11 protein-coding genes and 1 pseudogene are annotated in these 16,499 nt (G+C 41.6%); 3 read left to right on the plus strand and 9 right to left on the minus strand.

Going from position 1 to position 16,499, the window contains the following annotated elements; translation table 11 throughout:
* Positions 1-147: 147 nt before the first annotated feature.
* Genes ACZ5XR_RS25510 through ACZ5XR_RS25520 form a run of 3 tightly spaced genes read right to left on the minus strand, consistent with a single transcriptional unit; the run spans position 148 to position 3,757 of the window.
* Positions 148-1,230: a tartrate dehydrogenase gene (locus tag ACZ5XR_RS25510; RefSeq protein WP_464499236.1), complete on the minus strand. Its 1,083-nt coding sequence runs from the start codon at positions 1,228-1,230 to the stop codon at positions 148-150.
* Positions 1,230-2,678, minus strand: a complete 1,449-nt coding sequence (locus ACZ5XR_RS25515) for an aldehyde dehydrogenase family protein (RefSeq protein ID WP_464499237.1) — start codon at positions 2,676-2,678, stop codon at positions 1,230-1,232. Before ACZ5XR_RS25515 ends, ACZ5XR_RS25510 begins: the two co-directional genes overlap by 1 nt.
* On the minus strand, positions 2,675-3,757 hold the full coding sequence (locus ACZ5XR_RS25520) for an aromatic ring-hydroxylating oxygenase subunit alpha (RefSeq protein WP_464499238.1): 1,083 nt from the start codon (positions 3,755-3,757) through the stop codon (positions 2,675-2,677). The genes ACZ5XR_RS25515 and ACZ5XR_RS25520 overlap by 4 nt, the downstream gene beginning before the upstream one ends.
* 396 nt (positions 3,758-4,153) lie before the next feature.
* Between ACZ5XR_RS25520 and ACZ5XR_RS25525 the strand changes: the two genes are divergently transcribed.
* On the plus strand, positions 4,154-5,518 hold the full coding sequence (locus tag ACZ5XR_RS25525) for a sigma-54 interaction domain-containing protein (RefSeq protein WP_464499239.1): 1,365 nt from the start codon (positions 4,154-4,156) through the stop codon (positions 5,516-5,518).
* A gap of 1,012 nt (positions 5,519-6,530) precedes the next feature.
* Here the strand turns inward: ACZ5XR_RS25525 and ACZ5XR_RS25530 are convergent.
* The 4 genes from ACZ5XR_RS25530 to ACZ5XR_RS25545 form a co-directional block, all read right to left on the minus strand.
* A complete protein-coding gene (locus tag ACZ5XR_RS25530) occupies positions 6,531-7,070 on the minus strand; it encodes a DUF6241 domain-containing protein (protein ID WP_464499240.1) in 540 nt (179 codons plus the stop codon).
* 32 nt (positions 7,071-7,102) lie between these two features.
* Positions 7,103-7,282: a hypothetical protein gene (locus ACZ5XR_RS25535; protein WP_464499241.1), complete on the minus strand. Its 180-nt coding sequence runs from the start codon at positions 7,280-7,282 to the stop codon at positions 7,103-7,105.
* 322 nt (positions 7,283-7,604) lie between these two features.
* A complete protein-coding gene (locus ACZ5XR_RS25540; RefSeq protein WP_464499242.1) occupies positions 7,605-8,816 on the minus strand; it encodes a hypothetical protein in 1,212 nt (403 codons plus the stop codon).
* 586 nt (positions 8,817-9,402) lie between these two features.
* The gene (locus ACZ5XR_RS25545) at positions 9,403-10,143 is read right to left on the minus strand and encodes an ankyrin repeat domain-containing protein (RefSeq protein ID WP_464499243.1); all 741 of its coding nucleotides are present in this window, start codon (positions 10,141-10,143) and stop codon (positions 9,403-9,405) included.
* An 856-nt stretch (positions 10,144-10,999) separates the two neighbouring features.
* On the opposite strand from ACZ5XR_RS25545, the pseudogene ACZ5XR_RS25550 reads away from it, so the two are divergent.
* Positions 11,000-11,122: pseudogene (locus tag ACZ5XR_RS25550) on the plus strand (DNA replication protein DnaD); the annotation flags it as partial.
* Between the two features lie 42 nt (positions 11,123-11,164).
* Here the strand turns inward: ACZ5XR_RS25550 and ACZ5XR_RS25555 are convergent.
* Complete coding sequence (locus ACZ5XR_RS25555; protein ID WP_464499244.1) at positions 11,165-11,491, minus strand: hypothetical protein; 327 nt, start codon at positions 11,489-11,491, stop codon at positions 11,165-11,167.
* Positions 11,492-11,993: 502 nt separating this feature from the next.
* On the opposite strand from ACZ5XR_RS25555, the gene ACZ5XR_RS25560 reads away from it, so the two are divergent.
* Positions 11,994-14,228 (plus strand): patatin-like phospholipase family protein, encoded by a 2,235-nt coding sequence (locus ACZ5XR_RS25560; RefSeq protein ID WP_464499245.1) that lies wholly within the window; start codon positions 11,994-11,996, stop codon positions 14,226-14,228.
* A gap of 171 nt (positions 14,229-14,399) precedes the next feature.
* On the opposite strand, the gene ACZ5XR_RS25565 is transcribed toward ACZ5XR_RS25560, so the two are convergent.
* Positions 14,400-16,454 carry a CocE/NonD family hydrolase gene (locus tag ACZ5XR_RS25565; RefSeq protein ID WP_464499246.1) on the minus strand — a complete coding sequence of 685 codons (2,055 nt, stop codon included), beginning with the start codon at positions 16,452-16,454 and terminating at the stop codon, positions 14,400-14,402.
* Positions 16,455-16,499 lie beyond the last annotated feature (45 nt).

Consider the following 16,499-nt stretch of genomic DNA (forward strand, 5'->3'; position numbering starts at 1 on the left):
TGCTTTCCCCCTGTTATTTTGTAATTTTCAGAATTTAACGTCAAAAATTATTCAGCTTCCGTTATGATCTGATCATTCATTTTGGAAAAGTCCCCCTTCTTTTTAGTTGAACAACCAAAAAGAAGGGGATAAATCGATAAGTGAACATTAAGCCTTTATGGATGATAGTGAATGAATAATTTCCACAGCGTGGTCCCCAACTTCGGAAGTGCTCGCTTTACCCTTCATATCAGGTGTTAAAATCTTCCCTTCCACCAGCAGCTCCTCGATTGACTCCAGCACGAGTTTCCCGTAATGTTCATATCCTAAAAAGTCGAGCAGCTGACTTGCGGACCAAATGGTTGCCAATGGATTGGCAAGCCCTTTTCCGGCAATGTCTGGGGCAGACCCGTGAATGGGTTCAAACATGGAAGGATACTTTCTTTCCGGATTGATATTCGCACCTGCTGCTAGACCAATCCCTCCAGCCAATGCTGCACCTAAATCCGTTAAGATATCACCGAACAAATTGGAAGTGACGACCACTTCAAAGCGTTTCGGGTCTGTAATCATTAACATCGCTGCTGCATCAACAAGATAGGAAGCGGTTTTTACATCCGGATACTCCCTACCCACTTCTTCAAAAATCTGATCCCAAAAAACCATCGAATAGTTGAGAGCATTTCCTTTACTAATGCTAGTAAGTGATTTGCCTTCTTTTCTTGCCGTTTCAAACGCATAGCGGATTACACGTTCCGTCCCTTTTCGCGAGAATACCCCCGTTTGCAGGACCACTTCGTTCTCTTGACCTTTAAATAACCAGTCCCCAGCCCCTGCATATTCACCCTCACTATTTTCGCGGATAAACAGCATGTCCACATCTTCCCGCTTTACGTCCTTCAATGGGCATGTTGCCCCTTTCAATAACGTAATGGGACGGATGTTAATGTATTGGTCAAAGCCTTTTCTAATTTTTAAAAGCAAATCCCATAATGAAATATGATCGGGGACTCCTGGATAACCGACAGCCCCAAGGAAGATTGCATCAAAGGCCTGCAATTTTTCAATCCCGTCTTCATCCATCATGACGCCGTGCTTTGTGTAATACTCACAGCCCCATGGAAAGTAGGTGTACTCGAACTTTAGGGAACCGTCCAATTCGGCAATTTTATTTAGAACTTTTATTCCTTCCTGGAGGACTTCCGGGCCAATCCCATCTCCAGCGATAACGGCAATTTTATAGGTGCTCATTATTTTTCGCCTCTGTTCCATACCACTAATTTTAATTCAGTCATTTCTTCAACTGCATATTTGATTCCTTCACGGCCTGTTCCGCTCTCTTTTACACCGCCATATGGCATATGATCGACGCGGTAGGAAGGGATATCATTAATCATTACTCCCCCTACTTCAAGCGTATCAGCTGCCAAAAGGGCATGATCAACATTTTTCGTATAAATGCCTGCTTGCAGCCCGTACCGCGAATTATTGACATAACCGATCGCTTCTTCAACAGATTGCACTTTATTAATAATGACGACTGGGGCAAATACTTCTTGGCAGGATACTTTTAACAATGGATCTACATTTACAATGACAGTTGGCTCTAGTATACCATCGGTTAATTTTCCGCCGGCTAAAACCACTGCCTCGTTTTGTTTTGCTTCATCAATCCAGCTTAAAGCACGTTGCGTTTCCTTTTTTGAAATTAAAGAAGAGATATAAGTTTCCGGATTTAGCGGATTGCCAATCTTTAATTGCTTCGCTGCTTCAACGAATTTTTGAATAAATTGATCATAAACATCTTCATGGGCATAAACGCGCTGTAAGGAAATACATACCTGGCCTTGATTGGAGAAAGCTCCCATAATACAGCGATCAATAACTTGATCAATATTTGTATCCCTATCTAAAATCACCGCAGCATTTGACCCAAGCTCTAAAGTCGTTTTCTTTAAACCTGCTTTATTGCGGATGCCGATTCCAACCGCCGGACTTCCTGTAAAGGTAATCATTTGAACGCGATCATCGTTTATAATCGCCTCTCCTACAACCGAACCGGATCCGGTCACCACATTCAATACCCCGTCCGGAAGCCCTGCTTCTTTAAAAAGTTCGGCAATATATAAGGCGGATAGGGGGGTCTGTGATGCAGGTTTTAACACAATTGAGTTCCCAGAGGCAATAGCAGGCCCCACTTTATGGGCAACAAGATTCATTGGAAAGTTAAACGGCGTAATCGCCCCAATGACTCCAATCGGTTTGCGGACGGTATAACCGACCTTTCCCACGCCTCCTGAAGCAGCATCAAAGGGAATGGTTTCACCATAAATTCTCTTTGCTTCTTCTGCCGCAAATTTATAGGTCTCAATGGTCCTGAATACCTCACCTTTTGCAAAGGATATCGGTTTCGCTGACTCAAGGGCAATAATTTCCGCCGCTTCGTCCGCTCTTTCTTTCAATAATTCTACCACTTTTTCTAAAATCGCCGAGCGCTGAAATGCCGGCATTTTTGAAATAGCTTGAAAGGCTTCATAGGCAGATCCAATGGCCTTTTTAGTCAACTCTTCATCCGCCATAGCAATTTCTGCAATTAGCTCATCTGAATAAGGGGAATAGAGAGGCGAATAAGAGTCCGCCTCAACCTCCTGGCCATTAATAAATAAATGCTTTTTTTCTGCAATCTTTACAGTTGTCATCGTCCCAATGCCTCCAATACTAATTCATGAAATTGAACAATAGCTTTCTCCGATTTTGAATAAACCCCTCTATTGAAAGCACGGGAGTTGAAGCCAATTTGCTCCAATTCTACGAGTTCTACATCTTCTTCTCTCACTTGTTCAGCGAAGGTAACTAAATCTTTTTCTTCTTGTGTCAGGTTTTCATCTCTAAAATAGTAAGTGTAAACGGCTAACGTGTTTTCATGGTCAATCGGAACCATTTGGATGGTTGCCATATTTCCTGGACCCGGATAAAGCGTAACCATTAGGTTTGGCCATAACCAGTAGAACTCGCCGCCCTGCATCTCCGCTTGGTCTAAATCATTTGAGCCCATCGTTTTATTCGGCTTTACTTCGGAATATTGAAGAGAATAATTCTGGCATGTCACAATTTGATAATTTTTCATATCCAAAGTGGCAACAAAGCCCGGATGTGCGACATGACAGTGATCACATTCCAGATAGTTGTCAATAAATGCTTTCCAATTGCATTTAAGGACTCTGGTTTTTTGGTTGACTCTTTTCAACTCACTCAAGAAAGGGAACCTTGCTAAACGGTCAAAGAAATCACCATATGTTTCACTTAAAGATTCAGCATTATCATCCAGATTAACAAAAATTAATGATTCAATAATCTCGATCCTTACAGTCCGTAAAGAACAGTCACTTACACATGCTGCATCTTCTCCTGTAAAGTTAGGCGCTTTATTTAATTTCCCATCCAAATGGAAAGTCCATCCATGATAGCTGCATTGGAAAATTTTCTTTTGTCCTTCATCTTTTTTCTCAAGCTTTGTTGCACGGTGTGGACATACATTATAAAATGCGCGAATGACACCATCATTTGCCCGCGAAATCAGCAGTGGCTCGCCAGCAACTTCTGCTGTAAAAAATTGTCCTGGATTTTCCAACTGGCTGACATGTCCAACCAATTGCCATGATTTTGCAAAAACTTCGTCGATTTCTTGTTCATACACTTTTGGATCCGTATATAAATCATAAGTTAATGTTCTTTCGAATGTCCGGTTTGTTCTATTTTTTACTTCATTATAAGCCATGTTAAGTTTCCTCCTAAAATGATTGTGAATATATTCCTTTACCTGATGGCGAGTGTACTATACCCGTTTGCTTTTAAACTACCATCTCCCCTTTCAACACTTGTAACAGACTGGATGATAAAATGAACCAAGACCAACTCACCTTACAAACTACTAAATACAACGTGACAATAGTAGAAATTAAGCGTTTACAAGCTGTTGAATATTTTGTTTAATTAATTCAATGAGATTTTTTATTTATGTCTTAACGACACTCACTTTTATTAAATGCAAGTATCGTGCCAACATTAAAAGAGTTGATATATTCAGAAAAATACTAAAATATAGTTCAAAATTCGAGTTGATTTCAACTCACTGAATTAAAACTAACTCAATTCATTGGGAGGTTAAGGTTAAATGGTATCCGTCATGCAAAGCCCTTTCGAAATGACCGTGGAGACGTTAAAAAAAATTCTCGATTATTCCTCTGATGAAATATTTGTGCTTGATTCCCAGCAGCGGGTTATTTATGTGAATGGTGTCTGTGAGAAACATTATGGTTTAAAACCGGAAGATGTAGTGGGGAAAAACAACTCGGAGCTCTTTGAAAAAGGATACTGGAAACCGTCCATTATCCCCATCGTATTTAAAGAGAAAAAAACGGTCACGATCAAGATGACGACTTATCTTGGTGCGGAATTGTTAACGACAGCCGTCCCCATTTTGAATGAACAAAATGAAATCGAATTTGTGGTGACGACTTCCCAGGAGCTGCAAAATTATAAAACGATCAAAACAGAAAAAGCAGATACAGTATCTTCCGAAAGCCAAATCAACTCTACACCCATCACCAATAGTGAAAAGATGAAAAATATCTTAAAAGTTTGCGAGAAAATTGCCAAGGTCGATTCCACGATTTTAATCCAGGGAGAATCGGGAACAGGAAAAGGGGTGCTTGCCAACCACCTTCATAATATCAGCAAGCGAAGGAACCGAACGTTTCTAAAAATCAACTGTGCAGCACTGCCTGGGGATTTACTAGAGTCGGAACTGTTTGGCTATACGGAAGGAGCCTTTACTGGCGCAAGCAAAAATGGAAAAAAAGGCTTGCTCGAGATTGCGGACCAGGGCACATTATTTCTCGATGAAATTGGTGAAATGCCGTTATTGCTGCAAGCCAAGCTTCTTCAGGTCATTCAGGAAAAGCAGTTTCTTCCGATTGGCGGGCACGAAATGAAAAAGGTAGATGTACGAATTATCACGGCAACAAACCGCGATTTGATAGAAATGGTTCAAAATAATCAGTTTCGTGAAGACTTATTTTACCGCCTGAATATCATTGATATCCAATTGCCGCCGCTACGGGAACGAAGGGAAGATATCATTCCATTAACCTATAATTTTTTATATAAATTTAATAAAAAATATGAAATGAACAAGATTATCTCCCAAGAATGCCTGGACTTATTTTATTTGTATTCCTGGCCAGGAAACATCCGCCAGCTTGAAAATGTGATGGAAAGGCTGGTTGTCACAGGTGATTCCATCATTCAGCATAAAGATTTGCCTGATTTAATCTTAAAAAATATTAAACCTAAAACGCATCACCTCCTCCCTTCCGAACTTGATCATGCGATTGAACACGTAAAGAAAACATTGGTGATTCAATCCTACAAAAAACACAGAAGCTCCAGAAAAGTTGCAAAAGATCTAAACATCAGCCAAACAAGGGCAGTTAAGCTAATCAGTCAATATTGTGGAGATTTAGAGGAGGAAAAATAAACGAAGTGAAATGAGAATTCCATTTTGCTCCAAAATTAATTCATGATTCATCCAAAACGTTTGAATACAACAGGACCTATCCGATAAAAGATAGGTCCTGTTGCTCAATTCTATTTAAGATTTTTGCGATAGAGAACTGAACCCCCTAACCTATTTGTCGATTCACTTACTTGTTCATCTTTGAATTTTAATATTCCTGATCTAATTTGCATGATTATATAAATATCTAAATCAGCCATCTTGTATCCCAAAATGACAAAAACCTCATTTACTTATGGTACGGTTCACCGTATCGCATCTAAATGAGGTTCTTTTGGATTAATAAAATCACCCTTTTTAAAAAAATCCGTATCGCGATGGTTTTCATCTCACTTCCTTTTAAATAAGAATTTTGTCCTTAGTTAAGTAATCGGCAAAAGTAAAATAAGCGGAGATTTTTCGGTTAAATGCAGAATGGAGCTCGTTTCGGGGTATATAAGGGGAAGTTTTCCGATTATGCATAGCAAAATGACCCTATTTTCACTTTTTTCGAGACAATAGGCGGAATCCCTCCGTCTAATTAAGCTACTTTTTATTAGATTTACTAATTAAGAGAAATCTCTCCGTCTATTTATCAGATCGGGTGATTAACCTGACCACCCAACCGATAAGAGTGGACAATACCATTCTTATCATTTCTATTTCCGCTAAGAAAACTAATAATGTTCTAGCCTCCCCAACCTTAAGGAGAGGTATGGCTAATATCCTCATTTACTTATGATACGGTTCATCCCGATTAATCATCCTAAATAATAATTATAGTAAATTCATATCCGATTGGATCCACTTAAAACATTCCAAAACTAACAAATGAATGTATTCGACAATAATAGAGCATTCATGTGGGTGTTTCTAAAAAATCGATCTATAAATGGATACCATTTATATTTTCATTAGGATGAGTCCCATTTCCACGTCTTCCAAATTGCTAAAGAAAGTTGTCGCTGAGGTCTTTCCCCATGGTCATGGGAGCTTATTTCACTTTGCCGCCAAAGTTTTCCAATATAAATTGAGCTTCTTCTTCAGGAGTAGCATTACCGGTTGCTTTGCCAACTGTTCCACCTTCAAGACTCCAAAGGTAGTTATGGTCTGAAGCAATATATGTAAAATCTCCCTTCTGCCATCTTTTAACCATATCAAGTAATTCACTTTTATGGTTGAAGTCACTTGATACTATACAATTATAAGCTTGATTGATTGTGTCAGGAATCATAGGAATTGCTCCCCATTTTTGAGCTGCTTCAATCTTTTGATGAGTCATTTCGTGCATATCTTGAATAACATCATCTTCAGGTGTAGCAGAGGTTAAATGTAAATTCCATTTTGATCGATCAATTGTATTAGCTACAGCTATAGCTTTGTTAGGATTTTCTTTTACATATTTAGATACTTGGTAACTATGAAAATATGTATAAGAGTAATATCCCAAAGCTATAACTGCAACTGATGCTATAACATAATGTATTTTATTCCTTTTTATAACTCCTTTCACTATTTCCAGCTTCTTTTTCAAAGCCCTGTCCCCCTATTGATTGAATATTTATCTTAAATTTGAATCCCGCACCAATATTTCATACTATTAAAAATAATCTGAAAATGTTTTTCAGTCTTATCCATTAACTTTATCAGGTCCTGCTTTTCATTTTCATTATCTTTAGTTGCATCTTTTATGTAAGTTTCATCTGTTCTCTTATCAGCAGGAACAAAAAGAATAGGAGGCTTCATTTCTCGAACTTCTAAAAGTCTTTCATATTATAGTAGTATCTTTATCTAAAAATATTATATTATGGAATTTTTTACAAGTATATACTTTGTAGATTACGATCTTGTTTTATCTGAAGGAAAACAATGGATTCAGAGCGAATTAAAGACGCAATTAGAACTCAAATAAAAAAACAAACCTGATTGGAGAATTCCAATCAGGTTTGTTTTGCCCTTAAACTTATTCAATCATTTGAGAACCAAACAATTCCTCCTCATTGTTGTAAGCTATCCGGACCTTTCCAGATTTAAATTGTCTAGCTGTCTCAAAAACAGACAAATTTTGTTACTTCGACTGCATGGTGTTTGTGGCCCAGACCGGCTTTCTGTCAGTTCGGTAGATGACCACGTTACCATCGTCTTGGACAACTAGTTGGCTGCCTGAACTTCCAGATGTTTTAGATGACCAAATCGGCTTTCTATAATCGTCATAAATTACCAGATTATCGTCGCCTTGCATGATGCACACCCCAACTGGTCCTTTTCCGTTGGTACCCGAAGCCCACAGTGCTATTCTACTTCTATCACTTGTGTTTTTATAGAGTACAAGATTTCCATCTCCTTGGAAAACGAATGTATACAATCCGTTTGCTGAATGGATAGGCCGGTCAACACCAAGTAGATCATTAGGGTGCATAATGCTTCCTTGTGCGATTGGGCCAACAGGAGCACTGGTGTGTGTTGACCAGACCGGCTTTCCGTCAGGTTGGTAAATGACTACGTTACCATCGTCCTGGACAACCAGTTGACTGTCTGGACTTGTAGAAGTCCCAGATGCCCAAAGTGGCGTTCTATACGTGTCATAAATCACCAGATTTCCATCGCCTTGCATGACGCAGACCCCAACTGGAACTTTCCCATTGGTCCCTGAAGCCCACAGTGCTATTCGATCTTTATTACTTGTGTTTTTATATAGAACTAGATTTCCATCCCCTTGGAAAACGAATGTATATAAACCGTTTGCTGAATGGATAGGTCGGTCAGCGTCGAGTACCTCGTTAGGGTGCATGATGGTACCTTGCGCAGTAGGGCCAACGGGAGCAAAAAATAATTCGTAACGCATCCGGGCTTGGGTATTTCCAACACCACATTCTTTGTTAATCCGATAATTCTTTGCGTTTGGGCCAGTTAATTGCAGGTCACAACTGTTACTGCCTATAAATGGATCATCCCAATAGGCTTTAAGTTGGATGCCATCACCAGCATAGGTGATACTTCCTTCTGTGCCAGTCGCTACACTCCATGCGCTGCTTTGTGATCCAAATACCAAAGCCTTATGAGGGGGAATTTCACCGGTTGGCGTTTCTGCCCAGCCACCATGATCATGATTTTCACTAGCCTTCGTCAATTTAAGATCCGTATTATTATCAATTTCTAGAATCACTGACCGTGCTTGATTAAATGTTGTTATAACGTCTTTTACCTTTGAGATTGCCCCAGCTACATCTGCAATGTCCGATATAATGCCCATATTTTCTCCCCAATCTTTTTTAAGCATGTCCACTCTTCAAAAATTGCCAGCTCCTAATAGATTTGGTGAAATTATATTCTTTTGATAACCAAATCGTTAACTTTATACTTTAGCAATATTTGAAAAATACTTGCTACAAATTAATTTTTATTATTCGGTTACTAGGAATATACTAGATTTTTGACAAAAAATATTTTCCATAACCCGGTCTAAAGCAGCGTTGCCTCCATAAAAGGTCCTAGATTAAGGATGGCTCATTGTAAGTAACTTCCCAGTCTTCTTTCGGAATGTCTTCAATCTCTTATGTAAAATCTTCCGCATGAATTCAATAGGCTTCCTATCAACGTCTTACCGCTAGTATCGTCCCTTCCCCACCCTGAAAGCTACCGTCACTTCGTCAAGCCTTTTACAGCCATACTGCATAAACGTTAAGGAAATTCCAATAAAAAAAAAAAAACCAATTCCTCAATACTAAAATTGAGAAATTGGGATATTATCTTTACTCCATAAACGCGCCCGTTTGTTGAAGATCATTTCTTAAATCTTAAAGCCTCTTTACGACATATTCCAGTTGAATTTCATGGTCTATTCGAATGGTGCTTTTGCTCGGTGCTCAGCTCTGCTTGGATGAATTGGCGCCCTTGCTTTTCAGCCAGGTAACAAAGGTATCCCTCCGAGTGTCGAGACTGCCCGCGGCATCGAGTGGTGTTTGATTCGTGTAACCAGGGACCCCATTTATGTCAGCTCCTTTGGAAAGTAGATATTGGGCAACACGCCGTTGACCTCCACTGCACGCTTGCCAGAAAGCCTCAGTAATTTCATCCACCGTAGGTGCTGGATTGGAGTCCATCAGTTCCTCTACGCGAGACATCATACCTAGAGCTGCTGCGTGCCAAAGCTTGTTCACAGGCGCACCCCGCTCTACCAAAAGTCTCGCAACGTTCCAACATCCATAACCCACTGCATTGTCCAATGGAGTACCGCCAGCGATGGAGCCACCAAGCAAGTCAATGTCGGCTCCACCATCGATTAACGCAGCAGCAACATCCACATCGTCACTGCTGGCCGCCCAGTGCAATGGGGTCTCCGAAAAGACTCCCCCTGTAGCTGGGGCATTAGGATCTGCTCCTGCCTCAATCAGCATTTTTACAATTTCGGGACCGTTTGGGAAGTATCCTGGCCAATCCGTAACCACGTGCAAAGTAGTACGCGTTCCCTCTTTGTTATCAATGGCTCTCATTGAGGCCATACCAGGATACTCGTTCAAAAGACGACGCAACGCCTCCACATCTCCCGTTTGGACCGCTCGCAAAAACGACACGGCCACTGGATCGTTATGTTTTATTAACTCCATGATATCCTCTCCTTGGAACCTCAAGCTTTTCTGCCACTTTGGATTTACTAATTTCATTCTTAACTAATTGTTGTATTTCTATATACATTCCCACCTATCTACCTTTTCTGTACCCTAATTGATGTATGAATAAATTCAAAAACATCTTACAATGGAAGATGCTTATGCTTTACGGGTATATTTGGGTAAATAAGTGTTTCTTCTAATCAAGCGAAAACTGTCTTCTTTAGTTTAGCAGTCACAAAAGGTCATGGGGTTAAGTTTTGAATGATGGATTGAGAGAGCTAGAAAGGTGAAAAAATTGAAATGGATAAATTCTTAGTTTTCAAAGATGAGTATACTTTAAAGATGAGTTCGTGTTTTGAAAACACGAACCCTCTTTCATTTTTCGACCCGATTCGATGTTAATCAAACGTTTGATAAAATCCAGCACAAACCCTTTGGAAAAACGAACGATTGTCTATTTCCGGAGAAATTTTTTGTCGAATACCTCGTTTATGTTTCTCTGTAAATCTCCAAAAACCAACTATAACTTCCGTTTTTGCGATCTATCAAACCATTTGACAAAATTCTTTGTTAATCAAACGTTTAATTAAATATCGCTCTAACCCTCTACACATAAGGGTTTTTCTCATATTTGAAGAAAGAAATTTGCCGAAACATATCGCCTCACGATATGTTAATACTTTTCAGTCCTACTTCCAACTAAACAATATATCCAACTTTGTTTCCACCAATAAGATGTTTTGTCATAAAACAATCACATTTTTATAAAAACCATACCGTCCTTCCCCTTTATTTATCTGTATATCATCTATAAGAAGAATTTTAATAGAAGAAAGGACAGTGGTTGAGGATGGCAAAGTATAGAATGGTGCGTACTGATTTTTGGACGAATCCGATTGTTTTGGAGGAGATGACTCCAGAGGACAAATACTTCTACGTTTATCTGCTTACGAATCCGCATACGACTCAAATTCAACAGGGGTGTTTGTATTTAGCGACAGTACAGGACTACTATTCATACTGAATTTAATAATCGATTTCTAATGGAGTCATATTCTCGCATATTTGCTGACCAGATTCTAAACTGCTTTTTAATGTCTGGTATCATTGGAGCATTGTGATGTATCTGTTCCTTCTGCTCGATAACAGGCTGTTCAGTTATTTCCTCACGACTTCTACAATAGATATTTGATTGTTTTACAGCAAAATCATTTGTATCAAGAATAGAAGCACTTATAAGAATTTCCAAAGCTGTTCTCTTTGGCTTAGTAATATCCTCTAGAAAAAAGTAATTAAAGATAGAAACTACTATTTTGTAAAGTCTTTGGAAGTATGATCGCATAAAATATCACTCCCCATACTTATTTCCTATATTTTACATCATTACCAGAAATATATCAACAATATTTACCAAAAAATTCACGACTTTAGTAGAGTGAAAATTATTTAAATATGTAATTTTAGCAGTGAAAAAGAACTACCTCCGTTCGATTCTGGTTTTAGGTAGGTCTTTCAATGGATTATTTGTGTCTGATAATCTTTCAGTTAATGAGTAAATTTCCAAAAGAATTGTTTAATAGAACACCACAGTGACGGTTCTCATGGTTTATGCAAGCCACTAGAAACATCCCTAAGGTCTTTATTATTCATATTTTTATAAAATAGAGTTCCAACTCCTACCTATGCTTTATAACCTTCAATAGACTTTTGAATCTATTTACATATTTTTGGGGATATTATCCTGTTTTTATGAATAATGTAGTACAAGGCTTGGAATGAGGGTAAAGGATACCTAAACTTTCAATTTTAAAGCAAATATCAAAAGGGATTTGGGAGGAAAAAGGATGACCGTTGGACTGGTGTTGAGTGGTGGCGGTGCAAAAGGTGATTTTGAGGTTGGGGCTGCACGGTATCTTTATGAACACAATTTAAAGCCTTCCATTATAGCAGGTACTTCAGTCGGGGCAATCAATGCGATTAAGTTGGCTGAGGGTGAAGGGGATGGAAAAGACGCCACGCGTGGACTGAAAGGGCTGATTAACATCTGGCGTGGACTGAAAACCAGCGATGATATGTGGAAAGAGGAGGCATGGTTGACTGATATTAAAAACTCGGATGTAATCGCCTTTCTAAAGGAGTCAACCATAGAGAAAGTTGGTTCGGTTGGCTTGGAATTAGGCAAATTGGCCATACCAGTGGTTGGCCCGATTTGGTTTGCCATCGATATGTTTAATACAGCGAATGATATTGAGGACCTAAAAAATGATCTTGATAAGGTGGTTAATGGAAGTTCACTCTCACTTTATAATCTCGGACCGATTCTTGCCAAGCTGAACGACCCTTCGAAGCTAGATTTGAGTAAGGTGCAGAACAGCGGTATCAAGATGCGCTTAGCTGTAGTTGCACTTGAAAGTGGTGCACTCCGTTATGTGACCGAGTCTGGGATCATGTTGGAGAGGGATGACAAAACACCTGTAATGGGACCGTCTTATGTCCTTGCACCAGAGTGCCGCACCATTGCTGATAGTATTAAGGAGATGGAAAAAGAACTCCTCGATTTTCAGGATCAACTTTCAGGGTCAGCTGGCACCGCGAAAACGGGAATAATTGCAGGAATATGGCAGCACAATAAAGAGATTAGTCAACTGAAAAGTCAATTAAAAAGCTGCAATATTGCTCACCCGCCGCAGCAAGTCCCATTGAAAGTCAAGTTGGTTCAAGGTACACTTGCGTCTGCTTCCATTCCTTTGGCCTTCCCACCAGTTGCGCTCGGCTCCGAGAATTACGTAGATGGCGGCGTTCGTCAAATAGTGCCGATTCAAGTTGCCATTCAGGAAGGGGCAACCGATGTTTATGCCATTATAGCTTCACAAAGCGGGGTAGACTCCGCTCGCAGTGCTATAAGTGGTAAGCCTTTACAATCATTTGATGCTGGGATGGCTAATATGGCCGATGTGGCAAACCGTGCCGCTGATGACATCATGACAAACGAACTTGTCTTAAACGAAATCGATCCACCGAATGGCTGGGGAGTGAATTTGACCGTTATCCAACCTGACTTCGACCTCCATGACATCATGACGATAGACCCTGGCTTGATTGATATCCGCATGGCGCATGGTTATATGCGTGCTGATGATATCATTCAAGCTAAACAACAGAATCCAGCGGACTATCGGAACCTTGCCGATGAGATTTCCAAGCATCAGCGTAACACCAGGTTAATTGTACAAACTCGCAAGGCAATTTGGGAGCTAGAGTATGCTGCCAATGGGTTCCTTCTGAAGTATGATGATAATGGCCGCCCAGTTTATCCTCCTCAGGCGATTCCAGTAGATCTTAAAGCAGTTGAGGAAGTGAGAAAGCTCAAGAATATGCTACGTGATCAAGTACATGAGCGCCAACAGGCAGGCGGAGCCGTTCCGGGAGAGATAGAAAGCTGGTGGTCTGATTGGGAACGCCACCCATGGCAGCCAAAAAGAGGATTTGCGCTTCCTTCAGGCCCAGCTGCTGCCGGGGATGACGCGCAACCAGGTGAAATCCTTGAAACGGACCACCCAATCAACTCAGCCAATGGTCTATATACCTTTGTCTTCCAGGGTGATGGAAATCTGGTGCTTTATAAAAACACAAAAGTTACAGGTGCCCTTGCCCCAGAGTGCCAATCGATTGATACTAAAATTAAAGAATTGCAAAGACAGATTGACAATCTTCATAGTCAATTAGGTAAATCAACTAGCACCAGCGACAGAACGGAAATACTTGGTGAAATTCGTCAGCTTAGTTCCCAAGTCACTCAAAGCACAAATCAACTGCATGATTGCAATATTGCTCATCCACCACAGACAACTATTCAGAGACAGGCTATTTGGGCCTCAAATACAAACGGTATTCCAATTGGTACCTGCATCATGCAGGCGGACGGAAATCTAGTTATCTATGACACAGCCAATCAATCCCGTTGGTCATCCAATACCTGGAATAATCCTGGTAGCAAATTAGTAGTTCAGGACGATGGTAATGTTGTGATCTACCGGCCAGATGGAAAGCCTGTTTGGGCAACGGCAACAAATCGCTAAATTTATATAATGATGAAAAAACAGGCTGTTGAGAATATCTCGACAGCCTGTTTGGAATGTTTTCATTTAGGGGCAACAAATGTCACTCATCACCAGCCGTCTAAAGATTTCGGAATGAAACGTTCAAAAATCCTTGAGACCATCCCCATGGTTTTTTTCATAGAAATTCCATTACACGAGGTCACGTGGAATCTTGCAGTTCCAATTTTTAGAAAATACCTGGTCCTCGCCCTCGTAGGCATTAAGTTCATTGATGATGAAAAACTGCTCGGCATCAGCTTCCATTTTACTGATACTCTCCAGTCGTGTCTGCCACTCTCCACGGCCAACTTTCAAAGTCCATTCACAACAAACCTGAGCAGATAAAGGTTCTCCCTCCTTAATCGTGTATGTGTTACGGTTCGTGCTACCGTACTCAATCCCGTTCGGAAGTAACCGGCGCTCCCCCTCATCTGAGAAATCGACAAGACGCCATTCATCCGTGATCAGATCATGCTGAACCTCACGTGTACGGTCGCCCACACGCAGGATCTCCCGTTTCATCAAGGCAGCTGTCTCCGGCTCGTCAAAAGGAGGCAGCTCATTATCCGCTTCCTGTGGGGGACGAACAGGCAACGTCAACCGCGTCAATTTTCCTGTCATTACCTGCAGCGTGACCGGCTCAGGTGATGGCCAGGCATGAGGCCAGTAGGTTGGCGCCAGCGCAACTTGCCAGCGATGGCCGACAGGAAGAACGTGCCCGATCGCGTTAAGGCGGACTGCCACTGTGTAACGTTCACCTGGAACTAGTGGGGTCGGATGCTCATGACTCTCCCTATGGGTCAAATTCAGCATTCCCCAACTTACCAGTGTCGAGGCTCCATCCGGGGCTACATCACACAGCCGAACCGCAAGTTGGGCGTTGGGTTGATCAGATGACAATTCAACCGTTACCTCGGGGAAGCCAAGAATTTCCATTGACGCTATGAGCGGATCCGACGTGAAGCAGACGGACAGGCCATTCTCCATGCGCTGGTCTGAGGCCAGATCTCCAGCCTGACCAAACGGACAAAAAACACCTGCATAGAGTCCATGCGCTTGCATGCTTGTCACTGTGACACTCGCCGATTCTGTCGGAGGTGCGCCCACCAATTGCTGGTCTGCTGACAACCAGAGATCCGTAGGCATGACGTTCGGCGTTGGCCATGAGCTTTCAGCCACCCATCTTCCCGGCCGCTCGGCATAGGCCGTGCGAGGTTCAATACTATCCTGCATCCAGGCCCTTAACATCGGTTCTTCCATAATGCCAGTATCGATGCCTTTCAGCCAGTAGTCCCACCAGCGCAAGCATTCTTGCAGGAAGCCGATGTTCGGACCAGGCACGGCAACCTCAGGATACTCATGGGCCCAAGGACCAATCAGCCCTTTTCGCGGTCCTGGCAGATTTTCTAAGAGACGCAGGATGGCGTTCGTATAGCCGTCTGCCCAACCCCCCACCGCAAAAACTGGAATATTGATATCTTCATAGTTCTCGCACACCGATCCATGCTTCCAGAAGGTGTCGCGCCGCTGGTGATTAACCCATGCTTCAACAAACGGCGGTGTCTTCTCGAGGCGCTCAAGCCAATTGGCACGCCACTCTTCACCTACCACGAGCGGATCTTGCGGCCGGCCATTATAGACCAGCATCGTGGAGGCCCACCAAAGCATATCGGAAGCTAAGAGACTCCCACCTAAGTAGTGAACATCATCGGCGTAGCGATCATCCGTGGAACAAAGTGTGATGATTGTCTTAAGCGGTGACGGACGGCGTGCTGCAACCTGCAAACCATTAAAGCCGCCCCAGGACTTCCCAATCATCCCGGCCGCTCCTGTACACCATGGCTGCTCCGCAATCCAATTAAGAACCTCAATCGCGTCATCTTGCTCCTGCGGCAAATACTCATCGTACAAAATGCCTTCCGAATCTCCGGAACCGCGCATATCTACGCGAATGCTGGCATATCCATGGCCAGCAAAATATGGATGGCGGATCGAGTCACGAAGCGCCGTAAAATCATTCTTGCGATAAGGTATATATTCCAGAATAGCCGGAACCGGATGCTGTTCGGCATCCACAGGCAGCCAGATGCGTGCCGAAAGTCGAGTGCCATCCGACATCGGAATCCAAACATGCTCAATTTCGCGGATCTCTCGTGGAAACTCGGTCTTGATGCGAAGAAAAGAATCACGAACATTAAAAACCACTATAAAAGCCTCCCTCAAATCTATTAATATAGTAAAACTTACTTA

It is taken from the genome of Neobacillus sp. Fa239, assembly GCF_055395235.1.